At 31.6% G+C, this 23,863-nt stretch carries 23 protein-coding genes; 16 read left to right on the top strand and 7 right to left on the bottom strand.

The window, feature by feature from the left end; all coding sequences use genetic code 11:
* Positions 1-59: 59 nt before the first annotated feature.
* Complete coding sequence (locus tag BN1075_RS05275) at positions 60-788, top strand: HAD-IB family hydrolase (protein ID WP_040192039.1); 729 nt, start codon at positions 60-62, stop codon at positions 786-788.
* 61 nt (positions 789-849) lie between these two features.
* Here the strand turns inward: BN1075_RS05275 and BN1075_RS05270 are convergent, their stop codons facing one another.
* Positions 850-1,704 (bottom strand): AraC family transcriptional regulator, encoded by an 855-nt coding sequence (locus BN1075_RS05270; RefSeq protein WP_042386964.1) that lies wholly within the window; start codon positions 1,702-1,704, stop codon positions 850-852.
* A gap of 189 nt (positions 1,705-1,893) precedes the next feature.
* Between BN1075_RS05270 and melA the strand changes: the two genes are divergently transcribed.
* Both melA and BN1075_RS05260 read left to right on the top strand, forming a co-directional pair.
* Positions 1,894-3,216: an alpha-glucosidase/alpha-galactosidase gene (gene melA, locus BN1075_RS05265; RefSeq protein ID WP_040192038.1), complete on the top strand. Its 1,323-nt coding sequence runs from the start codon at positions 1,894-1,896 to the stop codon at positions 3,214-3,216.
* 144 nt (positions 3,217-3,360) lie between these two features.
* Complete coding sequence (locus tag BN1075_RS05260; protein WP_040192037.1) at positions 3,361-4,194, top strand: deoxyribonuclease IV; 834 nt, start codon at positions 3,361-3,363, stop codon at positions 4,192-4,194.
* A 144-nt stretch (positions 4,195-4,338) separates the two neighbouring features.
* On the opposite strand, the gene BN1075_RS05255 is transcribed toward BN1075_RS05260, so the two are convergent.
* The 4 genes from BN1075_RS05255 to BN1075_RS05240 form a co-directional block, all read right to left on the bottom strand.
* On the bottom strand, positions 4,339-4,851 hold the full coding sequence (locus tag BN1075_RS05255; RefSeq protein ID WP_040192036.1) for an ECF transporter S component: 513 nt from the start codon (positions 4,849-4,851) through the stop codon (positions 4,339-4,341).
* Between the two features lie 266 nt (positions 4,852-5,117).
* Complete coding sequence (locus BN1075_RS05250) at positions 5,118-5,813, bottom strand: 3'-5' exonuclease (RefSeq protein WP_328286181.1); 696 nt, start codon at positions 5,811-5,813, stop codon at positions 5,118-5,120.
* 137 nt (positions 5,814-5,950) lie between these two features.
* Positions 5,951-6,697 carry a DUF434 domain-containing protein gene (locus BN1075_RS05245; protein WP_040192035.1) on the bottom strand — a complete coding sequence of 249 codons (747 nt, stop codon included), beginning with the start codon at positions 6,695-6,697 and terminating at the stop codon, positions 5,951-5,953.
* 67 nt (positions 6,698-6,764) lie between these two features.
* Positions 6,765-6,977: a cold-shock protein gene (locus BN1075_RS05240; RefSeq protein WP_040192034.1), complete on the bottom strand. Its 213-nt coding sequence runs from the start codon at positions 6,975-6,977 to the stop codon at positions 6,765-6,767.
* Positions 6,978-7,164: 187 nt separating this feature from the next.
* On the opposite strand from BN1075_RS05240, the gene BN1075_RS05235 reads away from it, so the two are divergent.
* The 6 genes from BN1075_RS05235 to BN1075_RS05210 all read left to right on the top strand — a co-directional run bounded on the left by BN1075_RS05235 (position 7,165) and on the right by BN1075_RS05210 (position 12,312).
* Positions 7,165-7,749, top strand: a complete 585-nt coding sequence (locus BN1075_RS05235) for a hypothetical protein (RefSeq protein WP_040192033.1) — start codon at positions 7,165-7,167, stop codon at positions 7,747-7,749.
* A gap of 396 nt (positions 7,750-8,145) precedes the next feature.
* The gene (locus BN1075_RS05230; protein ID WP_040192032.1) at positions 8,146-9,162 is read left to right on the top strand and encodes a phosphate/phosphite/phosphonate ABC transporter substrate-binding protein; all 1,017 of its coding nucleotides are present in this window, start codon (positions 8,146-8,148) and stop codon (positions 9,160-9,162) included.
* 180 nt (positions 9,163-9,342) lie between these two features.
* On the top strand, positions 9,343-10,107 hold the full coding sequence (phnC, locus tag BN1075_RS05225; RefSeq protein WP_040192031.1) for a phosphonate ABC transporter ATP-binding protein: 765 nt from the start codon (positions 9,343-9,345) through the stop codon (positions 10,105-10,107).
* Positions 10,108-10,109: 2 nt separating this feature from the next.
* The gene (gene phnE / locus BN1075_RS05220) at positions 10,110-10,934 is read left to right on the top strand and encodes a phosphonate ABC transporter, permease protein PhnE (RefSeq protein ID WP_040192030.1); all 825 of its coding nucleotides are present in this window, start codon (positions 10,110-10,112) and stop codon (positions 10,932-10,934) included.
* A 1-nt stretch (position 10,935) separates the two neighbouring features.
* Positions 10,936-11,742 (top strand): phosphonate ABC transporter, permease protein PhnE, encoded by an 807-nt coding sequence (gene phnE, locus BN1075_RS05215; protein WP_040192029.1) that lies wholly within the window; start codon positions 10,936-10,938, stop codon positions 11,740-11,742.
* Positions 11,743-11,958: 216 nt separating this feature from the next.
* Positions 11,959-12,312 carry a VOC family protein gene (locus tag BN1075_RS05210; protein ID WP_040192028.1) on the top strand — a complete coding sequence of 118 codons (354 nt, stop codon included), beginning with the start codon at positions 11,959-11,961 and terminating at the stop codon, positions 12,310-12,312.
* Between the two features lie 220 nt (positions 12,313-12,532).
* Here the strand turns inward: BN1075_RS05210 and BN1075_RS05205 are convergent, their stop codons facing one another.
* Complete coding sequence (locus BN1075_RS05205) at positions 12,533-14,053, bottom strand: bifunctional metallophosphatase/5'-nucleotidase (protein WP_040192027.1); 1,521 nt, start codon at positions 14,051-14,053, stop codon at positions 12,533-12,535.
* A gap of 260 nt (positions 14,054-14,313) precedes the next feature.
* On the opposite strand from BN1075_RS05205, the gene BN1075_RS05200 reads away from it, so the two are divergent.
* The 5 genes from BN1075_RS05200 (at position 14,314) to BN1075_RS05180 (ending at position 17,945) form a co-directional block, all read left to right on the top strand.
* Positions 14,314-15,174, top strand: coding sequence for a nitroreductase family protein (locus tag BN1075_RS05200; protein WP_040192026.1), 861 nt, complete (start codon positions 14,314-14,316; stop codon positions 15,172-15,174).
* Positions 15,175-15,298: 124 nt separating this feature from the next.
* A complete protein-coding gene (locus tag BN1075_RS05195; RefSeq protein ID WP_040192025.1) occupies positions 15,299-15,853 on the top strand; it encodes a hypothetical protein in 555 nt (184 codons plus the stop codon).
* 23 nt (positions 15,854-15,876) lie between these two features.
* Positions 15,877-16,512: a cyclase family protein gene (locus BN1075_RS05190; RefSeq protein ID WP_040192024.1), complete on the top strand. Its 636-nt coding sequence runs from the start codon at positions 15,877-15,879 to the stop codon at positions 16,510-16,512.
* A gap of 87 nt (positions 16,513-16,599) precedes the next feature.
* Complete coding sequence (locus BN1075_RS05185; protein WP_040192023.1) at positions 16,600-16,830, top strand: hypothetical protein; 231 nt, start codon at positions 16,600-16,602, stop codon at positions 16,828-16,830.
* A gap of 242 nt (positions 16,831-17,072) precedes the next feature.
* Positions 17,073-17,945, top strand: a complete 873-nt coding sequence (locus tag BN1075_RS05180) for a sulfite exporter TauE/SafE family protein (protein ID WP_040192022.1) — start codon at positions 17,073-17,075, stop codon at positions 17,943-17,945.
* 63 nt (positions 17,946-18,008) lie between these two features.
* On the opposite strand, the gene BN1075_RS05175 is transcribed toward BN1075_RS05180, so the two are convergent.
* The gene (locus tag BN1075_RS05175) at positions 18,009-19,604 is read right to left on the bottom strand and encodes an amidohydrolase (RefSeq protein WP_040192020.1); all 1,596 of its coding nucleotides are present in this window, start codon (positions 19,602-19,604) and stop codon (positions 18,009-18,011) included.
* A gap of 304 nt (positions 19,605-19,908) precedes the next feature.
* Between BN1075_RS05175 and BN1075_RS05170 the strand changes: the two genes are divergently transcribed.
* On the top strand, positions 19,909-21,465 hold the full coding sequence (locus BN1075_RS05170; RefSeq protein ID WP_040192018.1) for a nitrite/sulfite reductase: 1,557 nt from the start codon (positions 19,909-19,911) through the stop codon (positions 21,463-21,465).
* 584 nt (positions 21,466-22,049) lie between these two features.
* Positions 22,050-23,813 carry an ABC transporter substrate-binding protein gene (locus BN1075_RS05165; RefSeq protein ID WP_040192017.1) on the top strand — a complete coding sequence of 588 codons (1,764 nt, stop codon included), beginning with the start codon at positions 22,050-22,052 and terminating at the stop codon, positions 23,811-23,813.
* The last annotated feature ends 50 nt before the right edge of the window (positions 23,814-23,863 follow it).

Here is a 23,863-nt window from a genome sequence, read left to right as displayed (position 1 = left end):
AAAATATATTTTAAAGAGCGTTATAAAAGAATGTAAGGTTTAAAATGGAGGTGCGTTTTATGGCAAGAATTGCAGCATTCTTTGATATAGATGGAACTATCTATAGAGAAGGCTTAATAACAGAAGTATTTAAGAAGATAATGAGATATGAACTAGTAGAAGGAGAAAAATGGTATAATGAAGTAAGACCAGCCTTCAGTAATTGGGATAAAAGACAAGGAGATTATGATACATATCTGCAGAAAATGGTTGATATCTATACTGAAGCTATTATAGGCTTAAGTAAGGAGCATATAGAACATATTGCAAAAAAGGTAATCGATCAAAAGGGTGATAGAGTATATACCTTTACAAGAGAAAGAATTAAGTGGCATAAGGAGCAAGGTCATGTTGTAATCGCTATCTCAGGTTCACCTATGGAGCTTGTACGTGAAATGGCGAATAAATATGAAATGGATGATTTTAAAGGTACAATTTATATGTTAAATGAAGAAGGCAGATATACTGGAGAAATTACGCCTATGTGGGATTCTGTTAGTAAAGAAAAAGCATTGCTAGGATTAAAGGAAAAGTATGATTTAGATTTAGACAATAGCTATGCTTATGGAGATACTTCAGGAGATTTAACTATGATTAAGTATGTTGGTAATCCTTATGCAATAAATCCAACAAGAGAACTGATTTCTAAGATTAGCATGGACGAAAATGTTAAGAAAAAGGTTAATATAATAGTGGAAAGAAAAGATGTTACGTATAAACTTGATATTAACTCCTTAGAATTAATATAAGATAAAAAGAATATAGAAATTTAAACCGCCCTCAGGTTTTTGAAAATCTGGGGGCGGTTTATTATTTTGATTTAGAGCCTAATTTCCAAATATATCTGTTGCGGTATTCGGAAGGAGTTGTTCCATAATACTGCTTGAACTGCTTATAAAACGCAGGAGTATTTTTAAATCCGCAGGAATAAGACACTTCTGTAATACTTGCATTTGAACTTTCAAGAAGTTTACAGGCCATATGGAGTCGATAATTTATAAGATAAAGCTGAGGTGATTGATTATGCACCTTTTTAAAGGTCTTGTAAAGGTAGGTTCTATCAATACCAATATTTTTTGCAATGTCTTCAATTTTTATATCATAACTATAATTATGCTGAATAAAATCAACAGCTTTGTCAGAATAGGTTTTATCGAAGGTTTTTGTTTGTTCATTTTTCTTTTGGTGCATCTTGGAGAAAACTAAGTAAAGATGCCCCATAGCTTCATATTCATTAAACAGGGTTTGTTCAAACAGATTAACAAGATTCATCAATTCTTTCTTAACCGATCCTTCGCTTTGATCCGTAAAGATTGGATTCTCTTTAGAAAGATTACAATTTTCAAGTATGGTTTTAACTTCATACCCATCAAAGCCAAACCAGCAGTAATCCCATGGATCATCCTCATCTGCTTCGTAATATGTAGATTCACCTGGATATATTAAGAAGCCCTGGTTAGCTGAAAGATTGTAGCATTTATCACCCACAATAAATTTACCCTTACCTCTAAGCACGTAGTGAAAAAGATAGTGTGCACGAATTGCAGGACCAAAGGAGTGTTTAGGCTGGCAATTTTCCCATCCACATAAAAACAAGGTAAGCGAACTATTTACATATAAGGGACTGTTAATAATGTATTCCGTATATTGATCTTCACTTATCATAAGAACAAATCCTTTCACACCAAATAATTACAAATAATGGTTGTGTTGAAATTATATCACAAATTTAGGGGAGAATCATTAGTCAACATCATGACAAAAAGTAGAAACACAAGAAAATAGTAAATTTTTCTATAATAATTAAAATTAAAGTATAGGAATTAATACAAAGGTCGAAAGGGGAATTACAAAATGATCAAAATTACTTTTATGGGAGCCGGTAGTACTATATTTGCGAGAAATGTATTAGGTGATTGCATGTGTACACCAGCACTTAGAGATTGCGAAATTGCCTTATATGATATTGATGAGACTCGTTTAGAAGAATCAGAGATAATTTTAAGTGCAATAAACAAAAATATTAATGATGGACGCTCAGTTATAAAAACATTTCTAGGGGTTGAAAATAGAAAAGAGGCTCTAAGAGGAGCAAATTTCGTAGTAAATGCCATTCAAGTTGGGGGATATGATCCTTGCACAATTATAGATTTTGAAATTCCCAAAAAATATGGCTTAAGACAAACTATAGCTGATACTTTAGGTATTGGTGGTATTATGAGAGGCCTTCGTACAATACCTGTAATGAAAGAATTTGCAGATGATATGGAAGAAGTTTGTCCAGATGCCTGGTTCTTAAACTACACAAATCCAATGGCCATACTTACAGGATATATGCAAAGGTATACAAAAATTAAAACAGTGAGTTTATGTCATAGTGTACAGGTTTGCTCTCAATATCTTTTAAAGAATTTAGATATGGAGGATAAGCTTGAAGGCAGAAAAGAACTTATTGCAGGTATAAATCATATGGGATGGTTACTTGAAATTTATGATAAAGAGGGCAATGATTTATATCCTGAAATTAGAAAAAGAGCAGCAGAAAAAAATGCAACAGAGAAACATTGGGATATGGTTAGATATGAATATATTAAGCATTTGGTATATTATTGTACAGAATCTAGTGAACATAATGCAGAATATAATCCTCTTTTCATTAAGAGTAAGTATCCAGAACTAATCGAAAAATTCAATATTCCTTTAGATGAATACCCAAGACGTTGTATTAATCAAATTGCAGGATGGGAAAAGGAAAAAGAAAACATTTTAAACAATGGAGAAGTTACACATAAGAGATCATCAGAGTATGCATCTTACATTATGGAAGCTATAGTAACAGACAAGCCTTTCAAAATTGGAGGTAATGTTATAAATAGTGGATTAATAGATAACCTACCAGCAGATGCCTGCGTCGAAGTTCCATGTATGGTTGATGCAATGGGTGTTAATCCATGTCATGTAGGAAAACTCCCTCCTCAGCTTGCAGCTATGAATATGACTAACATCAATCCTCAATTATTAACAATTGAGGCTGCTGTAACTAAAAAGAAAGAGCATGTTTATCAGGCTGCAATGCTGGATCCTCATACTGCTGCAGAGCTTTCAATTGATGACATAATTGCAATGTGCGATGAGTTAATTGAAGCTCACGGAGAGTATATGAAGGACTATAAATAGTATCTAATAAAAATTATCCGTTGCGTTAAATACCTTCGTTGTAGTATGATTTATGTATTGAGATGGAGATAATACATTAACACTATTTAAAATAGATGGTGTTAGGTTAATGAAAAATTAAATTATTGATATGGAGGAAATTTAATGTTAAATATAGGATGTCATTTATCAACAACTAAAGGTTTTAAAAATATGGGAAAAGAAGCTCTTCAAATAAATGCTAATACCTTTCAGTTCTTTACTCGTAACCCAAGAGGGGGAAAAGCTAAAGATATTGATGAGAAGGATGTAGAAGCACTTAAAGAAATAATGGATAATAATGGATTTGTGAAAATCTTAGCCCATGCTCCTTATACCCTTAATGCATGTTCAGCAGATGAAAGAACTAGGGAGTTTGCCGTGGAAACTATGGCGGATGATTTAGCAAGAATGGAATATCTTCCAAATAACTTATATAATTTTCATCCAGGAAGCCACGTTAAGCAAGGGGTGGAAATTGGAATTAACTATATTGTAGATATGTTAAATACTGTATTAAAACCAGAGCAGACTACAAAGGTACTTTTAGAAACTATGGCTGGTAAAGGCTCAGAAATTGGAAGAAACTTTGAAGAAATTGCAGAAATTATAAGCAGAGTGGAACTAAAAGAACATATGGGGGTATGCTTAGATACCTGCCACGTATATGATGCTGGATATGATATAGTAAATGATTTAGATGGAGTATTAGAAGAGTTTGATAGAGTTATTGGATTAGAAAGATTACATGCTATACATTTAAATGACAGCAAGAATCCTTTTGAAAGTCATAAGGATAGACATGAAAAAATAGGTGAAGGTTCAATTGGAATTGAAGCTTTAACTAGAATAATAAATCATCCAAAACTAAGACATATACCATTCTTTTTAGAAACTCCGAATGAGTTAGAGGGATATGGTAAAGAAATAGAAATCTTAAGAAGCTTATACAATGAATAAATAAAGCTTTAGATTGATATTAGTTTATAGTAACTTCACTAGTTGTATATAATATATATAAAATCCCTCTGAGTTAAATAAAATGTCCTTAACTAAGGTACACTTTAAAATTCTCAGAGGGATTTTTATTTAGGGCTTTATTAATTAAGCATTTTTAAATAACTTTTTTGAGAGAGAAGTTTTTGAGGCTGCAAAAATTATTATGATAGCAATTATTGCACCAGAGAAAGATTGCATTATATTGCCGGGTATATCAGCTAAAGCAGTATTGAAATTGAACATAATTGTTGAAGCTAGTGCATATCCCAATACTTGCCATACTGAACCTATAGCTGCTCCGAAAATCCAAGAATATTTATTTTTAGATTGTTGTTTTTCAACTAATGTACCCATTATATAAGCCATGATATATTTAATAATAAATGTAGGAATTGCCCAGTGAGCATAGCCGCTTAAGATATCGGCAAGGAAGCCACCAAGGCCAGCAGCAAGTGCACCACGTCTTTTACCCAGAATTAAAACAGAAACGAAAATTATACTATCCCCTAAGTGTACAAATCCTCCAGCAGATGGAATTTGAAGTACCATTATACCAACGCAGATTAAGGCTATAGCAAGGCTGGATTCAACTAAATCTTTTATTTTATTGTCTCTCATGATTAAACCTCCTAATAAAATTCCCTATGTAACCTATTATTGTAATCGATTAATTTAAATATAATATAAAACTGTATTTTATAAAAGTGACAAAAAACAAAAAAATAAAAGGGACGGTTTGAAATGTAAAATATAACCTATGAATCAGTGCATAGTTCTGATTCATAGGTTATATTTTATTCTTTGTCAGATTTTTTAACAAGAAATTGATGAGTGCGTCCCATAGTATAGGCTAATTGAATCATATCCTTTTCGGTTTTAGATAATTAGCGGCTATACATTTTTTCAAATTGTTGATATACACCATTCATATTGACTTTATATTTTTTATGGGGCGCATCTTTAACTTTTCGTCTATTGGTATCATTATAAATGAGTGGTTTCATTGTTGGAGAATAAATGCTTTTGAAAACTTCACATGTATAATAAGCATCATTAAATGCATCATGAAAGTCGCCTTCTATTTTGAGATTTAAAAGTTCAATAGCATTTTTAAGTCCAATTCTTGAGCTATATTTTGTACCAAAAAATTTTGAAGCGTGATGTTGAACATCAATATATTTTTTAGGAATTACATCAGTAGATAAATTATAAAACTTAATATTTCTTAAAAGCTCCTTGATATCAACTATGCCCCATACACATAAAACTGAATCTTCAGGATTGCCGATAAATTCCACAAGTCTTTCATAGATTGAGGGAAACTCTTCTTTAGATTGAAGCTGATCTTCAGTAATTCCAGTCATCTTATGAACATAGGGATGAACTTTTATGTGGACATTAGGTTTAATAAGACTGCTGAATGTGGATATCTTTTCAAAGTTATCATTGATTTTAATGGCTCCTATTTGAATTATTTCAAAGGTTAGTTTGGGGTTATTATTATGTTTTTCATCTGTATTTTCAAGTGATTTATCTTTAAATTCTTGATTAAATTCTAAATCAAATATTATATAATTCATTTTGCACCTACTTACTTTATTAATAAGTTTATTAGTGATAAAGTAAACGTCCCTTCATGTTCCTTTGTCAGAGTGCTTACAGAGTAAATTCTAATGTTAAATCAGAGATTCATTCTTTGAAAGTTCAAATAGCAAAATCAAGGATTGGGGGGTTCACTTAGATTAAAACTTATTAGACTTATATTTGAAATATATTTATCTATTATATAAGATGTGAGATTAACCCAGCTAATGCAATTATCTAAAATTATAGAATCACTTGTGGCTACATAATCCATATTTTTTAAGATGTTATCTGGATTTGGAACTACATGTACTTTAACTGGCATATTTACTTTATTAAAAATATCAATTATTGCAAGTTTTAAATTGATTGAATTTGAAATTGGTTCGTCAAGGTAAAATTCTGCTTCATTGAAATTTAAATCTTTTAAGGCAGAGGCAATAAGCTGAATAGCTTTTGAGGTTTTATCTATGAGTTTATATGTCCCACGCAAACCTGCTAAATCTTTGATGGAAGTGTCTCTGCATTGAAGGAGAGTACCATTAGATAATGCTACTTCCAATGTTATTATAGTATTAAAACCATCTATATTTATAAGTCTATCATATTTATTAAGACAAAGAAAATTATTATCGATGAGTTTAAAAATTCTTGTTTTAAACTCTATAGTTGAGCAACAGCTTCGTTGTAAGGCGAGCCTTTGTCTAGCTGTGAGCTGATAGTGGTTTCCGATAAAAGTTACAAGTGATTTACTATCATAACCCCTATCAAGCATAAAGCATATTTCTTCGGAAGCTTTATTGAGAGTTGTTATTCTAGTTTCTGAAAATGAAGTTAAATCTTCATTATTAAATCCTCTTCTTGTACATTTTTCATGCAAAATAAATTCACCTGCCTAAAGTAAAAGATAGTATTAAGGCAGAGTAAATCTGCCTTAAACTAGACTGTTACTGTAAATTTTGAACGTTTATGGCCATTGGACCTTTTTCTCCATCTTCAACATCAAAGGATACACTTTGACCTTCGTGTAAGTCTTTTTCTGTACCTTTTTCTTTAACTTGTGAATGATGAACAAATACATCATTGCCGTCATCACAAGATAGAAAACCATAACCCTTTTCTTGATTAAACCATTTTACTATGCCAGTTCTACTAGACATTAAAAAACCTCCCTTAAATGAGCCTCCAAATCTACGATTTGGCTAAGGCGAATTTATATATTATATTATTTGTATAGTTTTAGTTTTTTACGCAAATATAAAAGTAAAAGTTAATAAAAGATAAAAAATATGATATAATAATTATTATTAATTAGGAGAAAATAATCTAAAGGGAGAGATTGTAAAGATGAGTAGTAAAATTGCTTTAATATATGAGAATGACAATTTTCTTATAACAGTTAATGATACAGTTGTAGACACTGAAAAAGATATGGAAACAGCTATAGAAAGTTATAAACAAGTAATAAAAAATAATTCAGAAAAAAATAATGTGCAGGCTAAAACTTGGGAAGAAATACTAGAAATTATGAAAGATATAGATGATAGTAGATTAATAATTAATGATGAGTATAAAAATATAGCCTTTGATACAATGAGATTTTTCTATAATACAGGTAAGTTATTTTATATGAACTCTAATGGAATGACAGAGCTAATTGGAGGTATTAGTCTATTTCATCTTGTAGCAGATATGGTTTCGAGGGGGAAGGTTACAAGCTCTAATGATATCTTAGAGTTTTGTAAAGCTGTACTAGAATGTAAAACTGCCTATGGTGTTTCAGAAGATGGGATATTAGTTGCAAGTCCAGCATTTAATTATGGAAGTGTGGAGTATAACTTTGAAACAGGTAAAATCCATAAAGGAACCTCTATTGAAAAGGCTGGCTTTAGTGATTATAAGATTTATGTTTTAAGTATTTTAAAGAAGTAGGATAATTTAATGTTTTATTTAAATAAGAGCTATATCAGAGTTTTGATATAGCTTTTTATTATGATGTGAAGAAAAGGCATATTACTAGTTCAGGACATGATTGAAGAAAGCGGGAGGTGGTATTTTATACGTACCTTTGGAAAGATATATAAACTGAGAATAAAGGATGGAAATGTGGGGAAAAGTAGATATAAATGTTACAAATTCATCATTTATCTGCAAGTTAAAACATGATATTATATAAAGCAACAACAGGTTAAATAAAATTTACAAAATAAATCAAATTTGTTTAAACAAATTTCAAAAAATATGATATAATGACTATTGGTTATACAAGATATTGTGTAGCACATATAGTTAAATATATTAACTTAAGATTTGGAGAGGAAGAATCAAATGAAAAAATTAATTGCATTACTTTCAGTTGTAGTATTAACTATGGCAATGTTTGTTGGTTGTGGAAGTAAAGATTCAGCAGCTAACAAAGAGTTAGTGGTATACTTTGTACCATCAAGAAACCCAGAGGAAATCGAAAAAGCTACAGCACCTTTAGCTGAAATGTTAAAGAAAGAATTAGCTGATCAAGGATTTGATTTTGAAAAGATAACTGTACAAGTTGGAAATAGCTTTGAAGCAGTTGGAGAAGCATTAGCAGCAGGAACAGCACAGGTTGGATTTATTCCAGGTGGAACTTATGTATTATACTCTGATGATGTAGAAGTTGCATTAACAGCTACAAGAGATGGATTAAGCCATGATTCTGACAATGCTAAGGATTGGAACGCAGCTCCAACAGAAGCAACAGATAAATTAGTTACTTACTATAGATCATTAGTTATAGCTGGACCTTCAGCAAAAGGACAAGAATTAGCAGCTAAAATAAACAACGGGGAAGCTCTTACTAAAGAAGACATAGAGAGCGCTACTTGGGGAATTTCAAGTAACACAACTTCTCCAGCTGGATATATCTACCCAAGCTTATGGTTAAAAGATAACTACGGAATATCTATAACAGATCTTCCAAGCAAAGTTGCTTTAGACAACTATGCAACATCTTTATCTCAACTTGCAAGCGGACAAATAGACGTGATGGTTACTTATGCTGATGCTAGAAGAGATTACGAAGATCAATGGAACACTACTTTCGGAAGAACAGGTTCTATATGGGATGAAACAAATGTAATCGGAGTAACAAAAGGAATCTATAACGATACAATTTCTGTTACTAAAAACAAAGATGTTGTAAGTGATGAGTTAAAGGCAGCTTTACAACAAGCTTTCATCAACATTGGAAACACTCCAGAAGGTCAAGAAATCATCTCTATATACAGCCATAAAGGTTATGAGATAGGTGAAGACTCTAACTACGATGCTGAGAGAGAAGCTCAAAAATTAATAAAATCAATGGAATAGTAGTTCCATAGTTAATATAACTTAAGCAGTAAAATGAGTTCATGATTAAAAGTGAGCTCATTTTATTACTGTCTAAGACTTATACAAGAAATGTAAGAGTAGTTAATTTTAAAACACATATATAAATTTTAACGTAAGAATATAAAGTTACTTTAATATGAAAAAAATGGAGGGATACCTTTGATTAAATTTGAAAACGTAAATAAAGTATATCCAAATGGATTACATGCATTAAAGAACATAGACTTAGAAATTGAGCAAGGTGAGTTTGTTGCAATAATCGGACTTTCAGGAGCTGGAAAATCAACTCTTTTAAGAACTATAAACAAGATGCATGATATTACTGATGGAATATTAACTGTAAATGGACAAGATGTTAAATCGCTAAAAGGTAAGGAATTACGTAAATTCAGACGTAAGCTTGGAATGGTATTCCAATCATTTAACTTAGTTACAAGAACTTCTGTTATTAGAAACGTATTAACTTCAAGAGTACCTGATATGCCATTATGGAAATCAATTCTTGGAATATATTCAAAAGAAGATAAGGTAATTGCTTTAGAAGCTTTAGATAAAGTTGGAATATTGGACAAGGCTTATGTAAGAGCTGACCAATTATCAGGTGGACAACAACAGCGTGTTGCTTTAGCTAGAACCTTAGCTCAAAATCCAGAAGTAATATTAGCGGACGAGCCGGTTGCTGCGCTTGACCCAATAACTGCTGGACAAGTTATGGATGACTTTAAGAAAATCAATAAAGAGATGAATATTTCAGTTCTTATTAATATTCACCACGTTGACTTAGCTTTAAAATACTGTGATAGAGTAGTTGGAATAAAAGCAGGAGAAATCGTATATGATGGACCTTCAAGCGAAGTTGATGGAGAAATATTAAAGCAGATCTACGGAAGAGAGTTAGCTGCTGATGAAATAATGGGGGATTAATTATGGTAAAAGCTATTAAGAATATCTTCAAACCAGAAAAGTTAGTATTAAAGGATGGTAAAGAAGTACAGCCTCCTAAATCGATGGTTCCTTATGTTGTAATAGGTTTAGTTATTGCAGTTGTAGTTGCAGCTAATATTACTGGCTTTGATTTTGGTATTTTATTAGACAGAGGAAAAGAGTTTTTTGTAATACTTTCAGATATGTTCCCACCAGACTTTTCTTATGCAAAAGCTGTTGTAGAACCACTTCTAGACACAATAAAAATGTCTCTTCTTGGGTCTATGATAGGAAGCTTTATAGCAATACCATTTGCTATATTATCTTCAGTTAACATAAATAAATCAAAAGTGTTATTAACTGTAGTAAGATTAGTGCTTAGTATAACTAGAACTTTACCAACACTTATATTAGCGTTAATAGCAACATATGTATTTGGTCTAGGAACTTTCGCGGGAACAGTTGCAATCAGTATATTCACTTTTGGTATTGTAGTAAAAATGTTATATGAAAAAATTGAGACTGTTGACATGGGGCCATTTGAAGCTATGGAAGCTGTTGGTTCTACAAAGCTTAAAGCTTTTATGTCAGCTATTATGCCTCAGATTTTACCAACTTATTTTTCAACTTGTCTTTACAGCTTAGAAATTAACGTTCGTTACGCTGCAATTTTAGGTTATGTTGGAGCTGGTGGTATTGGGCTTATTTTAAATGAGAAAATCGGCTGGAGAGAGTACGATAGAGTTGGAATGATTCTGCTTATGTTATTCATCACTGTAGTTATTATCGAGAACCTAAGTAAGTATATTAGAGAAAGGCTGGGGTAAAATGCAATTAACAGTACAAAAACAACTTGAAAAAGAACCAAATCTGTGGATACGCAAAGCCCTAACAGTATCCTTTGTTATAGTAATAATGCTTTGGGCTTCAAGAGCAATAGTGTTTAATGGTGTAAAGGAAAATGGAGTAGAGATAGCTAAAAACGTAGTATCAGGTATATTCCATCCAGATATGGAGTACTTACTAGATTTCGTTAACGGGGTGCCGGCTTTACTATTAGAAACAATCAGTATCGCACTTTTAGGAACAATAATTGGTACAATCCTTGCAATTCCACTATCATTCATGGCTGCAAGCAACATAGTGCCAAAATGGGTTAGTACAATAACTTTATTTGTTATTGCGGCAATAAGAACTTTCCCAGCTTTCGTATATGGATTAATGTTCATTCGTGTAACAGGACCGGGAGCTTTTGCAGGGGTTCTTACAATGTCTGTAGTTTCAATTGGAATGATTTCTAAGATGTTTATAGAGGCCATTGAAGATTTAGATACAAAGATTCTTGAATCTTTAGATGCGGCAGGCTGCAACACTTTCCAAAAGGTTAGATATGGTATCCTACCACAATTATTTACAAATTTCGTTTCAACAGCTATTTATAGATTTGAGATAAATATTAAAGATGCATCTACGTTAGGCCTTGTTGGAGCGGGTGGTATAGGAGCACCTCTTATATTTGCTATGAACGCTTTCAACTGGAATAAGGTTGGAGCAATCCTTTGTGGATTAATCATATTAGTATTAATTGTTGAAGTTGCATCAACAAAAATAAGAACTAAATTAGCTAGAGGATAGGCTTTAATTTAAAATGCCTGAATGTAGAATTTAGAGTGAAGGATGGAACTCCCAAGTGGGAGTTCCTTTTATTATAAGAAATAAAAGAAGTTCAGAAGGAATTTCATCCATCATTCTACATTCGTAACTCTAAATTCTTAATTCATTAACTTGTTATATATTCTTGTTTAAGATAAAATTATCATAAAATATAGTATTTATTAATGGAGGATTATTATGATTTGTCATGTTACGGTTCAAACAGAGGATTTAAAGAGTTCTATAGAGTTTTATGATTGGCTATTAGAACTGCCAGTCGCTCAGCAGTTTGAAATTCCTAATGGAGAGATTGCTTTTTTAGGGAAAGAAGAAACAAAATTTGAGATTATTTATAATAAGGATTATAAAAAACAGGGGAATGCACAAGGTGTTACTATAGGTTTTTTAGTGGATTGTCTTGATGATAAAATAGAAATGCTTAAGTCTAAAGGGATTGAAGTATCACCAGTTATTTCTCCAAATCCTCATACAAGATTTATATTCTTTGTAGATTTAAATGGAATTAAGATTCAACTAGTTGAAAATAAGTAGAATACAATTAAGGCGTGTGCATAAATAGATATGCACACGCCTTAATTATAGTTAAACTTATTAAAATCAATGGTTCTCAAAGATGTGGGTATTGTGTATGTATTCTGTGTACAATATTATATTTATGGAATTATTGATTTTACTTAATCTTCATAACTCCATAAATTCTAATACTTATATAGAGTTTATACCAAAGATGTACACACCTAGAGTTTAAGGATTATTGAATAACAGTGATATATTTAGATTTATCTACTATTACTTCTGCATGATTTCTGAAGTAATCAATTATTATGTCTGGCATTTCTTTAAGAACTTCTTTTACAACTTCACATTCAGTATAGAATTCATAACCACCAGCTCCGGTAGCTCTGTAGTTATTCATTGCTAAGGTAAGGCGATCATCGTATTTTACAGGCTTTCCTTTGAATTTAATGGAAGTAACACGGCTTCCTAGCTCTTTAGACAAATCAAAGGTGTATTCAATCCCTGAAAAATAATCGTAGTTATAGTGCTCAACCTTTGGTTTTAAGAATAGGTCTGAAACTTTAAGTTCACCTGTGGTATTATCAATGTAACTAGCGCATCTTTCAAGGGCAAGCTTAAGGGTTTTTCCATCTATACTTAATATAGCAAGAGTATTAGGGAACATATAAGTTGAACATATGTCTCTTACGGTTACATCTTTATTGAAGCCTTTTATAGAGTTAGCAAAGGAAGTTACAGATATATCAGCTTCACTTTCCTTAAGTTGAATTTGATTGATAAAGTTTGCTAGATATGAACCATTGACAGCCATGTCAATATGAGTTGTTGGCTGAAGGTCCACATCTAAGTGACCCACTGGAGTATCAAGCCATTGTTGAACTTGATTTTCTAAAGTCATTAGTTTATCAAACATTGCTTTATTTGGAGTATCTGCAGGAACTCTTAGCTCAGAAGTAATGTTTTTAGATCCGCTATCATTTACTTCAAGATGAAGCTCAAGGAATTTCGTTCCGTTAGGTGGAGTTTGAGCTATGTAAGTACCATGGATTTCTTGACCAGGTAAAGACATATGCTGGTGACCTGTAAGAAGAATATCAAAATCAAAATCCCTGCAGATTTTATAAGCAATATTTTCACTTGTCTTACTTAATTCCGTATGAGATTCTAAATCATATTCAAATCCTCCATGATAAACTCCCACAAGTATATCACAGTTTTGTTTAGCTTCATTAAAACAAGCTTTTATTGAAGCTGCTGTATCTGAAACCGTGAAATTCTCAAGATTTGAAGGTCTTTCCCAACGATTGATGAAATCAGTTGTAAATCCCATAACGCCAACTTTTAATCCATTTTCCATGGTTTTTATTTCATATGGAAGAATAGATATTTCATTAGTTTTGTTATTAACGTTTGTACAAAGGCATTTTGCATTTATGTTGTTTAAATATTTCTTTAAGTAATCAAAGCCATAGTTAAAATCATGGTTGCCAAGAGTAACATAATCGTAGCCGCCCTCATTCATAACCTCTGACATTGGGTGGATTTCAAAATTTGAATTGCTCAAGTAATTTGTGAAAGGAGAGCCTTGTATTGTATCACCACCATCAATAACAAGTGTATTTCCGTCTTTTTCAAAGGAATTAATTATTTTAAGTAATCCCATATTCATATTATTTTTTGCTGCATCTCTGTAATCTGTTGGATATATATATCCGTGCAGATCAGAGGTGAAGTATATCTTTAGTTTTTTCATTTTAGCACCTCATTAAATAAATTCTTCTTAATTATATCATATTTAGAGTTAACTTTTGCAAAAGGAATTATTACCTCGAAGTAAAGAATAAAAATAAAATTTCGTAAAAATGGGTGGGAATAAATGTATTTACTTTTATTGTTTTATAGTATAATTGTTTTGAGTGAATATCCAAATCGTTAATTTGACATATTTGAGTGTGCTTCTTCGAAGAAAATGAGAGGGAGATTTCATATATTTAATATAGTTGGGGTGGAAAAATGGAAAGAAGGTTATTATTTGATAAATCCATTAGTGATTTAGTTAAAGAGCGTAAGTCGGTTAGAACCTATGATGAAGGAAAATATATTTCAGAAGAAATTATTAATAGGCTTAACAGTTATATTGACAATTTACAGGGACCTTTTCAAGCAAAGGTTAGATTTAAAATAATAAAAACTAAGAAAAGTGCTACTAAAAGAGGATTTGGTACCTATGGAGTTATTAAGGGCGCTGATACTTATATAGGTGCAGTTGTAGAAAAGGGATATATGGCCCTTGAAAACTTAGGATATGAAATGGAGGAATTAATTCTTTATGCAACCTCTTTGGGGCTTGGAACCTGCTGGATGGGTGGAACTTTTAATAAAAGCGGTTTTGCTAAGGCAATGGAGGTTAGAGAAAATGAGATTTTCACTATAATTACTCCTATTGGTTATAAATCAGAAGAAGTGAGAATAGTTGATAAGCTTTTTAGTAAAGGAAAAGGCGATAGACGTAAGGAGTGGGTAGAGTTATTTTTCCTAAAAGACTTTTTTACGCCTCTAGATAAAGATTCAGATATTGGTGAAATGAATGAAGTCTTCGAAAATCTAAGATTATCTCCATCGGCATTAAATAAGCAACCATGGAGGGTGGTTTTGGATGGTAAAAAAGTTCATTTCTTTAAAGTAGGGAAGCAAAGTCAGGCAGAAAAAGATACACATCTAGATTTAAGTGAAGTTGATATGGGGATTGCATTGTGTCATTTTAATTTAACCTGCAAAGAAAAGGGAATTGAAGGTAGTTTTGTAAGAGAAATTTTAAAGCTTGATGGTGTTCCGAAAAATGTTGAGTACTTAATTACCTGGGTAAAAAAATAATATTAAGCATGTAAAAAACTGGACATCTTTGATCCAGTTTTTTACATATTGTATTCGTTTAAAGAAAATAAAATATGATATACTTAGTTAAGGGTTTAAATTTTAGTATCTAAGGGGGATTAATATGAAAAGTGAAAATGATTATGTAAAAACCACGGGGAATGAAAAAAAGTATTTTACTAGCAGCAGTACAAAAAAGATATTTAGTTATATAGTTAAAGGGGAAAAATCAAAGTACATATGGAATTATTCAGTATTAATGAGAGGCTTAATGATTGTAGGCATAATCAGCTTATTTATAGGACTTGTATTTGGAGAGTTATATAATTATACTGCTTATTTCATATTGCATACAGTGATTAAACTTATATTATGTATTCCTATTGCAGCATATAGTGGTAAGCTAACCTACGAAGTATTTGAGGATATAAGAAATAGAGGGTGCTGGACAAAAGCTACAGTATGGAAGTACATCATTGGTGAAGGTATATTCGGATATGGATTAATATGTTTTATTACAATAGGACAATTCTTACCTTTTAATGTAGTTTATATTATAGCTCAAAGCACAATTTGGGCTGGAATAGGAATGATTATAGGAATATGGATGAGAGTATCTTGGAAGATTGAAAAGATAAAAAGTATTTTTATGGAGCTAAAGGAAGATGGAACTTATTAATTGATTTATGTTAAGGAGACAATATGAAGGTTATAGATTTGAGTTATTTAATAGATGAAGACATGACGGTATATCCTGGAACTGAAAGGCCTAGTTTAGTTCAGAAATATAATATTGAAGAGAATGGTTTTAGAGAAACAAAAATATCAATCTTTTCACATGTTGGCACCCATATTGATGCTCCAGCTCACATGTTGAAAAATGGGAAGTATCTTGATGAATTTCAAGTTGATAAATTTGTTGGTTCAGCCATGGTTCTAGATTTTTCTGGTTGTGGTTCAAGGATTATTAATTTAAATGATATACAAAAGTACGAAGAAAAAATTTCAGGGGTTGATTTTGTAATAATAAATACAGGCTGGCATAGGCATTGGGGAACGGATAAATATTTTAAGGATTATCCAATTTTGAGCTTAGAGGCAGTGCAATGGTTGGCAAAGTTAAGCTTAAAGGGGGTTGGAGTTGATGCTATTTCTCTTGACTTCATGGAGTCGGAAGAGTTTTATGCTCATAATACTCTATTAAATTCAGGGTTTATAATCATTGAAAATTTAACAAATTTAGAGGCAATAGGAGACGAGATATTTACCTTAAGTGTATTACCTTTAAAATATAAAGGGGCTGATGGAGCTCCTGTTAGAGCTGTAGCAATTATTTAACAAAATAACTAAGGGAAGCTATGAACCTTTAAAGTATAGTTGAATATAATAAAATATAATCATCTATAAAAAGGGGAAGAGAACATAATGAATGCATTTGATGTAATTAGAAAAATTCAAATGAAAATGAATGATCCTGCTTTTGCTGCGAAATTTAACAATGCCTCCAGCATAGTAAATAATACTCCAGGCTTACAACAGGAGATTATGAGAATTGCGCAAATGAGTAGTGAAAAGGATCAAGCAGCTGCTATTGCTCGTTTACCAAAACAAGCAAGGGATGCTGTACAGGAAATAATTAACCTATTAAACGGTTAGAAAAACTATAACTAAGTTAGGCCAGCGAAGAAATTCGCTGGTTTTTTATGTAATGGAAATTTGATGTTTTGGGATATGTTTTAGGAGGATGACTTAAAAGGGGAAATAAAAGTAAGGATTAATGTAGTAATAGGTTATTAGAAGTAAAAGTTAAGGAAATAATAAGAGTTATGGTATTTATAAAAAGTAAAAGCTATGATATTATTTTATTTTGTATCAATTTATTAGCAAAGGAGAAAATTATGAGTACTTTTAGCACAATATTGTTTGCAACAGTAATAATGATGTCATATTTTATTGAAGGTATGATAGGCTTTGGTGGAACTATTATAGCACTTCCATTAGCATCAGAAATAGCTGGTATTAAGATGGCGGTACCTGTCCTTACTATAGTTGTATTTTTAGCATCAGTTGTTATTGCCATCAGAGATTTTAAATACCTGGATAGAAAAGAGTTTGTAAAAATATCTTTATTGATGATTTTAGGTCTTCCAATAGGAACATGGCTGTTTTCATCTCTGCCAGAAAGACCGCTTAAGCTTACCTTAAGTGTATTTATGATTGTTATTGCAATAAAGGGTCTTCTAGGTATAGTTAGGGAAAAGAAGGAACAGAAGTCAGAGCAGTCAGTTCAAGGCAAAGATGAAGAGTTAGAATTAGAAAGTATAATTGATTCAATTGGAGATTCTATAGCTGAAAACAGTGCTATAGCAGATGTGGATAATGATAATCTTCTATTAATAGAAGAAGGGAAAAATAAGACAAAGAAGTGGTTATCGAATTTAACTATATTTGTAGGTGGAATTGTTCACGGAGCATTTAGCTGTGGAGGTCCATTTGTTGTGGTATACGCAACAAATAATATTAAGAATAAGAGTAGTTTTAGAGCAACTCTATGTACCTTATGGGCATTATTAAATGCTATTATGATAGTTATTAAGTCAGTAAATGGAGAGATAACTTCAGAAGTCATGAGATTAAGTGCATGGACAATGCCTTTTGTTATTGTTGCAATTATAGTAAGTAACATAGCTCATAAAAAATTAAAGGGTGATAGCTTTACTACTTTTGTGTATGTTGCACTATTCGTATCAGGTATACTTATGGCGTTGTAACCTATCTATAAATTATAAAAAATCTATTGCTTAATGTAGCAATAGATTTTTTTGCTTGTATTATTAAATAGAGTATAGAATTTCGCCTCTTTTAATAGTGTTAAGAACTTTGATATCTTTAATAGTCATTGGATCTACCTTTAATGGGTTTTTATCAAGTATAACTAAATCAGCATATTTACCTTCTTTTATTGAGCCTTTTGTATCTTCTTCGAAATATTGATAAGCTGCATTTATTGTTATACCTTTAAGAGCTTCAAGTGGTGAAATTTGTTCAAAACTTCCAATAGATACTCCGTTTTTAGTAATTCTATTAACAGCACACCAAACAGTAAGAAGCATATCTGGCATTATAACTGGAGAATCTTGGTGAAGAGTGAACGGAACCCCCTTTTCTATTGTTGTTTTAAGTGGGCTAATCTTTGCTGCTCTTTCCATACCTAAGTTTTCAATATGAACATCACCCCAGAAATAAGTATGTGCAACGAAGTAGGAAGGAATCATTTTTATTTCTTTCATGGCATCTATTTGGTCATAACGAACAGTTTGAGCATGAATCATTACAGGGCGAGTGTTATCATTAGCATTAGGCGTAGTTAAAACTTTTTTAAAGCAATTAATCAGCTGGTCTGCAGCTGCATCTCCATTACAGTGAGTAAGAAGCTGAACATTGCTCTTTACAGCTGTTTCAACTAATTCATAAGCAGCATCATCAGTATAGATTGGATATCCCCTATAACCATCCTCAGAGGTTAGATATGGCTTAGTTAACCAGGCTGTTTTTCCTTGAGGTGAGCCATCAAGGAACATTTTATATCCACCGATTTTAAAATTATTTTTATATTTTTTTACATACTCATTATTTTCTTCTAATAAATTTCTAGAATCTTTAATATCTACATATCCAACGATGTCTAGTTTAAGCATATGATTTTCTGCAAGATACTTTAGTTGTGCCATCTCAGCATTTTTAACCATACCATCTTGAACTGTTGTAATTCCATATTTAAGATAAATATCTTGTGCTGAAGCTGTGTATTGGCATACTTCTTGCAAGCTCTTTTGAGGTATTTTCTGTGCATAATTCATAAAAGCTTTTTCTTCTAAGTAACCATTTGGTTCGTTAGTATTAGAAACTCTTCCGATTCTTCCGCCTTCAGGATCTTTAGAAGCTTCAGTAAGTCCGAACTCTTTTAAAGCTAAAGAGTTAACAACACCCATATGACCAGAAGCATGAGTTATTAAGATAGGATTTTCAGTAGATACCATATCTAATAATTCTTTAGTTGGGTGAGTAGCATTAGGAAGTATGTTATTATCATATCCAAAGCCCATAATCCACTGACCAGGAAGGATATTATTTTTTTCTTTAAAGTCTCTAAGTCTTTGAGCTATTTCATCATATGATGCTGCGCCTGAAAGAGGGACAAGACAAAGGGTTGAACCTAAGGCTGTAATATGGCTGTGAGGATCGATAAAAGCAGGTAATAAAGTTTTACCATTCAAATCTATTAGTTCAGTATCAGCATCACTTAAAGTTATAACATCATTGTAGTTCCCTACTTTTGAGATGATGCCATTTTTAACTAAAATAGCTTCGACATAAGTATCTTTTTCCATGGTAATAATATCACCATTATAATAAAGTTGATTTTTCATGTGTTTCTCTCCTTTTAATCTAAATTTGAACAAAATTATGAGAACTTGTCTTCATAATTTTATAGTAACCATTATATAAAAGTTTAATGCTAGAACCTAACACTGTTATAAATATTATAATAATATACTTATAAGCATAATTTAACTGTTTTAACTAAAAATTTGTATAAATTTAATATGGCATGGAAATATAAACATAGGTTTAGTTAAATTAAAAGTAATTATGTGATTAGAATAAATATATTATGAATAATCTATTTAAGTATAATCAAAACTAAAGAAAATATGTTTATGAGGTGGTTAAATGGATACAGTTAAACTTAAAAACGTGTTAAGAAGTGAAATTGAAGATTTAAGAGAAGCTGGACATAAATTTATAAACGGTGAAATGAAGATGATGGATTTCAAACACAAGTCTGGAGGCTTTGGAGTCTATGCTCATAGAGACGGAAAGTCATTTATGATTAGATTAAGAATTCCATCAGGAAAAACAGATTTAGTAGAACTAAAAAAAGTATATGAATTTGCAAAAAAATATAATATGGAGAAGATACATTTTACAACTAGGCAGGCCATACAATTCCATGGGTTAACTATAGATGAAATTTGTGACTTAATGAAAGAAGCATTAGATGTAGATATATATACAAGAGGTTCAGGCGGAAATTTTCCAAGGAATGTTGCACTTTCACCTTTGGCAGGAGTGAATCCAGAAGAAGCCTTTGATCCTACACCATATGCTTTAGCAGTTGGTAATTATTTTTTAGAAAGAATTTATACATACCATTTACCAAGAAAGTTAAAAGTATCATTTTCAAGCAGTAAGAATGATGGGGCACACTGTACCATTCAAGATTTAGGTTTTTTAGCTGTGAATGAGAATGGTAAAAATTATTTTAGGGTTTATTTAGGCGGAGGCCTTGGGCAAAATCCAAGATTAGCAGTTAAATATCCAGCTTTAATCGAACCTGAAAAGGTTCTTTATTATGTTGAAGCTATGGTTAAGTTTTTTATGGCTGAAGGGGATTATGAAAATAGAAGCAAAGCTAGAGTCAGATATATACTAGACAGAATGGGTGAGGATAAATTCATCAGTGAATATGGAAAGTATGTTGAAAAAGAATTAGCTAATGGTGGAATGGATATTAATCCAGAGAAAGTAAATTATAGTAAAGCTGGTAAGGAAACTGACATACAATCTTTAAGATTGTATCATCAAAAACAGAAAGGGCTATATAGTGTATATTTACACCCGACAGGAGGACAGCTTAAAACTGAAGATTTGAAAAAACTTATAGTAGAGTTAGAAAAAATACAAGATGTGGATATAAGACTTGCCATGACTGAGGGTGTTTATATTAGAAATTTGAATGGCGATGAAGCAGCAGATATTTTGAAAGTGACACAACCAATGGGTGATGAGACCTTAGTTAAACAAAGCGTAGCGTGCATAGGAGCACCACTATGTCAGATTGGAATGGGAAATAGTCAAAAGCTTTTAAGGGATATAATAGGGTATTTAGAAGATAAGAATTATAATGCTGACTTACTTCCAAGAATTCAGATCTCAGGATGCCCTAATTCTTGTGGAATTCATCAAGCTGGAGCTATAGGTTTTACAGGTAAAAAGAAAAAAATTGGAGAGACCATTACAGATTGCTTCACTTTATATGTTGGAGGTTCGTTCCATGCAAATCATCCTAATATAGGAAAGTCTTATGGTGAAATTCCTGCAGAAAAAATTCCAGAACTTATTTATGAAATAGGAAAGAGATTAGAAAATAAAAACATTATGTTTACTGAATATATGGATAAAAATGAACAGGAGCTAGAATTGTTAATAAACAGTTACTTAGTGTAATGTTGAAAGAAATCAAAATTAATAGTTTCATATACAAAGAGAGATTCTATTTTCTACAATAGAATCTTTTTTTGTGTATAAAAAATTGAAATTCTCCAACAGTAAAAATTTAACTTGAAAAAATGTAATAAAATGAAAAGAGTAAAATGAAATTTTGAAAAGATAATTATTCATAAATGTGATGTAATTTCAATCAGGATGTCAAAATGTGTTGAAAAAAATAAGCTAAAATACATTGAAAAACTTTACATTGACTAGGTTTGATTGTTATAAATTAATCAATTTATTACAGATAGAAAAATATTCGAATGTCTAAATTTAAGGACTTATAAAATGTTATATGCAAAATTCAGAAAATTTTAAATTAATGTATTTACAAATCATAGATTTAAAGTTAGAATAAATATATGAATTTAAAATGTAATAAAAAGTAAACATAAGAATTAAAAGTGAATGATAAATGTTTATTTAAGTGATTTACGATGATATATACAAATATATATTTAATAAAAAGTTTTTTTATTTTATTTATGTATTTGTATTTATTTATATCTTATTTAAATTATCTAAAAGGGGGAATAATTTTGAAGAACAAAAAATTATTGGCGTTATTAATGTCAGGGCTTCTTGCTGTTTCAATGGTTGGTTGCGGAAAAAAAGATAAAACAGAAGAACCAGCACCGGACAAATCTGGGGATGCTAAAACAGAAACACCAGAAGTTTCAAATGAACCGACAGTTGGTGGAACAATCACAGTTGGGGTAACAGAGATGTCAGGAAACTTTAACCCGGCATACTATTCATCAGCTTATGATGCAGTAGTTGTTGATTTAGTATTTGATTCTCTTATCACTATGAACGTTGATGGTATATATGAACCATCTGCAGCTGATGGCGATTGGACTGTATCAGAAGATGGAAAAGATATCACTTTCAAATTAAGAAAAGACATGAAATTCTCTGATGGAGAGCCAGTTACAGCTGATGACATAATCTTTACTTACAAATTCTTATCAGATGGTTCTTACACAGGAAGATATGGATCTTACGCTCAAGATTTAGTTGGATATGAAGAGTATTTTGCAGATAGTGCTAATGCTGAGTTTAAAGGTGTAACTAAGAATGATGATTATTCAGTTACATTCCACTTTAAAGAAGGTTACAGAACTAACATAGCAAATTGTGGTTTCTATATTATGCCAGAGCATTACTATGGAGCAAGTTGGAAACCAGGTGATACTTCTTCTATAGAAGCTATTACTTCAGAGCCAAAGGGTTCAGGTGCATATACTCTTAAAAATTACTTAGAAGGACAACTTGCAGCGTTAGAAAGAAATCCTGACTATTATGGAGAAGGATATTATATTCAAAACGTAGTTTGTAAGTTCGTTGATGAAACTACAGACATACTTGAATTAACTTCTGGAGAAGTGGATATGTTACCAGGAGTTATCGAACCAGAAAAAATTAACCAAGCTAAGGCTACAGATTTCTTAACTTACAATGATTATGATAGAAGTGGATATGGATACGTTAAATTTAACTGTGAATACGGCCCAACTGCTGAAAAAGCAGTTCGTCAAGCATTATACTATAGCTTTAACGTAAAAGAATTCGTAGAAAGCTACTATAAAGATTCAGCAACAGGAGATGTACTAGCTTCAGTACAATATCACCCATTCTCTCAAGTATCTTGGGCTATTGATGATGCTTTATTATCAGAAATGACTGAGTATGACTTTGATATGGATAAAGCTGCAGCTTTACTTGATGAAGCAGGCTGGAAGTTAAATGCTAATGGTAAGCGTGAAAAAGATGGTAAGTTAATGGAACTTAACATTGCTGCTATGCCAGATCACTCAATCCTTAACACTCTTATCCCAATGTGGCAAAGAGACTGGGAGCAAGGTCTTGGAGTTACTCTTAATATAGCATACATGGAGTTCAACTCAATGCTTGACTATGTAATGTATAATTCTGATGCTAACGTAGATAAGTGGAGCTTATACTTCATGGCTACATCTATCAATACTCCAGACCCAGATACATTATGGTCTACATTCCACTCTTCACAAATTGGAAGTGGAAAAGATAACTCTTCCAGATACAATAATCCAGAATTAGATAAGTTATTAGATGAAGGTAGAACTATTATCGATATTGATGAAGCTAAACCAGTTTATCAAAAAATGGCTAAACTTCTTAATGAAGAGGCTGTAATGGTACCAGTTTATGCTAACACTTACTTTGACATTTATAATAAGAAGATTCAAGGTTTAGAGACAAGCCCATTCTGTGATTGGGTTAAAGCTCTAAGACATGCTTATATACCAGCAGATCAACAGTAGTATATAAAGTATAAAGTAGTATGGCGCCCTGCCACTTGGCAGGGCGTTAT

Origin of the sequence: Clostridium culturomicium, from assembly GCF_000821305.1 — a bacterium.
In the GTDB taxonomy this organism is placed as follows: Bacteria; Bacillota; Clostridia; order Clostridiales; family Clostridiaceae; genus Clostridium_J; species Clostridium_J culturomicium.
Note: the sequence above shows the minus strand (reverse complement) of the source record. Positions and strands in the feature narration are given on the sequence as shown.